Below are 5,500 nucleotides of genomic sequence, written 5' to 3'. Positions count from 1 at the left end.
CATCGCGCGCACCAGCAGATCGACGTCGCCCGCGCGAACCTGCTTGCCGCTCGACGCGACGTAGTCGGCCGGCTTCGCGACGAACGCGATCTTCGGCGTGTGCTGACGCGTCGCGATTTCGTCCAGATGCTTGATCAGGCCCATGCGCAGCGCGCCATGCGCGCGGATCGTCTCGAACTTCGCGAGCGCCTGCGCGTCGCCATTGATCGCGTCCTGCAACTCGGTGCCCTTGTAGCCGATCGCCTCGGCGTCGACGAAGATCGTCGGGATGCCCGCGTTGATCATCGTCGCGCGCAGCGTGCCGACGCCCGGCACTTCGAGATCGTCGACCAGGTTGCCGGTCGGGAACATCGCGCCGCCCGCGCCGTCTTCTTCGGCGGCCGGGTCCATGAATTCGAGCTGCACTTCGGCGGCCGGGAACGTCACGCCGTCGAGTTCGAAGTCGCCGGTTTCCTGCACCGCGCCGGCGGTCATCGGCACGTGCGCGACGATCGTCTTGCCGATGTTCGCTTGCCAGATCCGCACCACGGCGATCCCGTCGCGCGGTACGCGCGCGGGATCGACGAGCCCGCTCGAGATCGCGAACGGGCCCACGGCGGCCGAGAGATTGCCGCAGTTGCCGGTCCAATCGACGAACGCCTTGTCGATCGCCACCTGACCGAACAGGTAGTCGACATCGTGATCGGGCCGCGTGCTCTTCGCGATGATGACGGTCTTGCTCGTGCTCGAGGTGGCGCCGCCCATGCCGTCGATATGCTTGCCGTACGGGTCGGGGCTGCCGATCACGCGCATGTGCAGCGCGTCGCGCGCCGCGCCGGGTGTCTGCGCGGCCGCCGGCAAATCCTGCAAGCGGAAAAACACGCCCTTGCTCGTGCCGCCGCGCATGTACACGGCGGGAATCTTGATTTGCGGTGAGTGCGTCATTCGTGGGTTGTCCTTGGATTACGCAAGTTACGCGGCCATCGACGATTCGAGAAAGTCTTGCGCGAAGCGCTGCAGCACGCCGCCCGCCTCGTAGATCGACACCTCTTCGGCCGTATCGAGGCGGCACGTAACCGGCACGGTCACGCGTTCGCCGTTCTTGCGCACGATGACGAGCGTGAGGTCGGCGCGCGGCGTACGCGCGCCGATGACGTCGAACGTCTCGGTGCCGTCGATGCCGAGCGTCGTGCGCGTCGTGCCGGCTTTGAATTCCAGCGGCAACACGCCCATGCCGACGAGGTTCGTGCGATGGATGCGCTCGAACCCTTCGGCGACGATCGCTTCGACGCCGGCCAGGCGTACGCCCTTGGCGGCCCAGTCGCGCGAGGAGCCTTGTCCGTAGTCCGCACCGGCGATGATGATGAGCGGCTGCTTGCGTTCCATGTACGTTTCGATCGCTTCCCACATCCGCGTGACGCGGCCTTCGGGTTCGATACGGGCGAGCGAGCCGGTCTTGACCTCGCCGTTCTCGATCGCCATTTCGTTCTTGAGCGTCGGGTTGGCGAACGTGGCGCGCAGGGCGGTCAAGTGATCCCCGCGGTGCGTCGCATACGAATTGAAGTCTTCTTCGGGCAGCCCCATCTTTTCGAGGTACTCGCCCGCGGCGCTCGTACGCATGATCGCATTCGAAGGGGAGATGTGATCGGTCGTGATGTTGTCGCCGAGCACGGCAAGCGCGCGCATGCCCTTGAGCGTACGCTCGCCCGCGAGCGCACCCTCCCAATACGGCGGACGGCGGATGTAGGTGCTTTGCGGGCGCCACCCATAGAGCGGCTGCGCGGTTTCGCTGCGCTGCGCCGTGATCGCGAACATCGGCTCGTACACGCGTCGGAATTGCTCGGGCTTCACGCTCGATGCCACGACGGCGTCGATCTCCTCGTCCGTCGGCCACAGATCCTTCAGCATGATCGGCTTGCCGGCGCTGTCGAGACCGAGTACGTCCTTTTCGATGTCGAACCGAATGGTCCCGGCAATCGCATAGGCGACGACGAGCGGCGGCGACGCCAGGAACGCCTGCTTCGCGTACGGATGAATGCGTCCGTCGAAGTTGCGGTTGCCCGACAGGACGGCGGTGGCGTACAAGTCGCGGTCGACGATTTCCTTTTGAATGACCGGATCGAGCGCGCCCGACATCCCGTTGCACGACGTGCAGGCATACGCGACGACGCCGAAGCCGAGCTGTTCGAGCTCGGGCAGCAGCCCGGCTTCCTCGAGGTAGAGCGTCACGGCCTTCGACCCAGGGGCGAGCGAAGTCTTGACCCACGGTTTGCGCAGGAGCCCGAGGCGGTTCGCGTTGCGTGCGAGTAGGCCCGCCGCGATCATGTTGCGCGGGTTGTTCGTGTTCGTGCAGCTCGTGATCGCGGCGATGATGACGGCGCCGTCGGGCATCTTGCCCGGTTCGTTCTCGACTTTTCCGCTGATGCCGCGCGCGGCGAGCTCGGTCGTCGGCACACGGCGGTGCGGGTTCGACGGGCCCGCGATATTGCGCGTGACGCTCGAGAGATCGAAGCGCAAGACGCGCTCGTACTGCGCATGCGAAAGCGTATCGGCCCACAGGCCTGCTTCCTTCGCATACGTTTCGACGAGCTTGACGAGCGAGTCGTCGCGGCCCGTGAGCTTCAGATAGCGGATCGTTTGCTCGTCGATGTAGAACATCGCGGCCGTCGCGCCGAACTCCGGCGCCATATTCGCGATCGTGGCGCGATCGCCGAGCGTGAGGCGCGAGGCGCCTGCGCCGAAAAACTCCAAGTACGCCGAGACGACCTTTTCCTTACGCAGGAATTCGGTCAATGCCAGCACGATGTCGGTGGCCGTGATGCCGGGCTGGCGTTCGCCCATGAGCTCGACGCCGACGATGTCCGGCAAGCGCATCCACGATGCGCGGCCGAGCATGACGCTCTCCGCTTCGAGGCCGCCCACGCCCACCGCGATCACGCCGAGCGCGTCCACCATCGGCGTATGCGAATCGGTGCCGACCAGCGTGTCGGGAAACGCGACGCCGTCGTGAACCTGCACGACAGGGCTCATGCGCTCGAGATTGATCTGATGCAGGATGCCGTTGCCCGGCGGAATGACGTCGACGTTCTTGAACGCCTTCTTCGTCCAGTCGATGAAATGGAAGCGGTCTTCGTTGCGGCGATCCTCGATCGCGCGGTTCTTGGCGAAGGCGTCCTTGTCATATCCGCCGCATTCGACTGCGAGCGAGTGATCGACGACGAGCTGCGTCGGCACGACCGGATTGACGAGCGCGGGATCGCCGCCGCGCGCCGCGATGGCGTCGCGCAGGCCGGCGAGATCGACGAACGCCGTTTGACCGAGGATGTCGTGGCAGACCACGCGCGCCGGAAACCACGGGAAATCGAGGTCGCGCTTGCGTTCGATCAATTGCTTGAGCGCGTCGGTCAGCAGCGACGGTTCGCAGCGGCGAACGAGGTTTTCGGCGAGTACGCGCGACGTGTAGGGCAGCGTGTCGTACGCGCCTTTCTCGATGGCGTCGACGGCGGCGCGCGCATCGAAGTAGTCGAGCCCGGCGCCGGGCAGTGCTTTGCGGTATTCAGTGTTCATTTGGCGTAAGGCGGATGTTGAAGGGCGCGAAACGATCGGATGTACGAACGCGTGTCATACGTCGATCGCGGAAACGGACTTGGCCAGTTTGCGCAGCTCGAATTTCTGAATCTTGCCCGTCGATGTTTTCGGCAACTCGACGAACTCGATCGCGCGCGGCACCTTGAAGCCGGCGAGGTGCGCCTTGCAGTGCGCGATCAGCTCGGCCGCGGTGGTCGTCGCGCCTGCCTTCAATTCGACGAAGGCGCAAGGCGTTTCGCCCCATCGCGGATCGGGCTTCGCCACGACGGCGGCGGCCAGCACGGCCGGATGCCGATACAAGATGTCCTCGATCTCGATGCTCGAAATATTCTCGCCGCCGGAGATGATGATGTCCTTGCTGCGGTCTTTGATGCGCACGTATCCATCGGGGTAGGCCACGCCGAGATCGCCCGTATGGAACCAGCCGCCGCGGAATGCTTCCTCGGTGGCGGTCGCGTTCTTCAGGTAACCCTTCATGGCGATGTTGCCGCGGAACATGACTTCGCCGATGGTTTCGCCGTCGGCGGCCACGGGCGTCATGGTGTTGGGATCGAGCACCGCGCAGCCCTCTTGCAAGTGGTAGCGCACGCCTTGACGCGCATTCAAGCGCGCTCGTTCCCCGATGTCGAGCGTGCACCATTCTGCTTGCTGCGGGCAAACCGATGCCGGGCCGTACACCTCGGTCAGGCCGTACACGTGCGTCAGTTCGAACCCGAGCAGCTCGAGGCTCTCGATCAGCGCCGCGGGTGGCGCGGCGCCGGCCACCATCGCATGGACGCGGTGCTCGATGCCGGCCTTCACGTCATCGGGTGCGTTGACCAGCAGGTTATGGACGATCGGCGCGCCGCAATAGTGCGTGACGCCTTCGGCGCGGATCAGGTCGAAGATCGCTTTCGCATCGACTTTGCGCAGGCAGACGTTGACGCCGGCACGCGCGGCAACCGCCCACGGGAAGCACCAGCCGTTGCAGTGGAACATGGGCAGCGTCCACAGATAGACCGCATGCTTGGGCATGTCCCATTCGAGGATGTTGCTGATCGCGGCCGTGTAAGCGCCGCGATGGTGATAGACGACGCCCTTTGGGTTGCCCGTCGTGCCGGACGTGTAATTCAGGCTGATCGCGTTCCACTCGTCGCTCGGGGGCGTCCAGGCATACTCCGGATCGCCGCTCGCGAGCAGCGCTTCGTATTCGATTTGGCCGATCCGATCGCCGGGGCCGGTGTAGAGCGGGTCGTCGACGTCGATGACGAGAATCGGCCGCTCCACGGCCGGCAGCACGGCGCGCATGAGCTCGGCGAACTCGCGATCGACGAGCAACGCCTTGGCTTCCCCGTGATTGAGCATGAAGGCCAGGGTGGAAGCATCCAGGCGCGTATTGAGCGTATTGAGCACGGCGCCGGCCATCGGGATGCCGAAATGCGCTTCGACCATGGACGGCGTATTCGGCAGCATGACGGCGACGGTGTCGCCTAGGCCGATGCCGCGCGCGGCGAGGGCGGAGGCGAGCCGCCGCGTGCGCTCATACGTTTCCTTCCAGGTCCGGCGAATGTCGCCGTGAACGACGGCCAGGCGGGTAGGGTATACGCTCGCCGCGCGTTCGATGAACATCAACGGCGTGAGCGCCGTGAAGTTCGCGGCGTTCTTGCCAAGGCCTGCTTCGTACATGTCTGTGCTCATCATATGTCTCCCCACCTCTGCGGTACCGCCATGGCGGGCCCATGCATGACATGGGCCCCCGGTTTGCGATCAGCGTTTGCCGATCGGCAAGAACTTCAGGTTCTCCGGTCCAGTGTAGTTCGCGCTCGGCCGGATGATCTTGTTGTCGATGCGTTGCTCGATGATGTGCGCGCTCCAGCCCGCGGTGCGCGAGATCACGAACAGCGGCGTGAACATGGCCGTGGGCACGCCCATCATGTGATACGACACGGCGCTG

Annotated in this window: 4 protein-coding genes; all 4 read right to left on the bottom strand. The window is 65.0% G+C overall.

The features are described from left to right. A partial coding sequence (gene prpF, locus ACTHNR_RS21095; RefSeq protein ID WP_440549617.1) for a 2-methylaconitate cis-trans isomerase PrpF occupies nucleotides 1-924 on the bottom strand: 924 nt, incomplete at its 3' end. A 27-nt stretch (nucleotides 925-951) separates the two neighbouring features. Beyond that, a complete protein-coding gene (acnD, locus tag ACTHNR_RS21090; RefSeq protein ID WP_440549615.1) occupies nucleotides 952-3,546 on the bottom strand; it encodes a Fe/S-dependent 2-methylisocitrate dehydratase AcnD in 2,595 nt (864 codons plus the stop codon). 54 nt (nucleotides 3,547-3,600) lie between these two features. Next, complete coding sequence (locus tag ACTHNR_RS21085) at nucleotides 3,601-5,244, bottom strand: acyl-CoA synthetase (protein WP_440549619.1); 1,644 nt, start codon at nucleotides 5,242-5,244, stop codon at nucleotides 3,601-3,603. A 69-nt stretch (nucleotides 5,245-5,313) separates the two neighbouring features. After that, nucleotides 5,314-5,500: citrate/2-methylcitrate synthase (locus ACTHNR_RS21080; protein WP_440549613.1), on the bottom strand; the 187-nt coding region annotated here is incomplete at its 5' end.

Source organism: Trinickia sp. (assembly GCF_051954495.1).
Classification (GTDB): Bacteria; Pseudomonadota; Gammaproteobacteria; order Burkholderiales; family Burkholderiaceae; genus Trinickia.
The sequence above is the reverse complement of the archived record's forward strand: the minus strand, read 5'-3'. Positions and strand labels throughout refer to the sequence as shown.

Bases quoted from the DNA above. Each gene is read 5' to 3' on its own strand.
- acnD (WP_440549615.1), bottom strand. From the start codon at position 3,546: ATGAACACTGAATACCGCAAAGCACTGCCCGGCGCCGGGCTCGACTAC.
- ACTHNR_RS21085 (WP_440549619.1), bottom strand. From the start codon at position 5,244: ATGAGCACAGACATGTACGAAGCAGGCCTTGGCAAGAACGCCGCGAAC.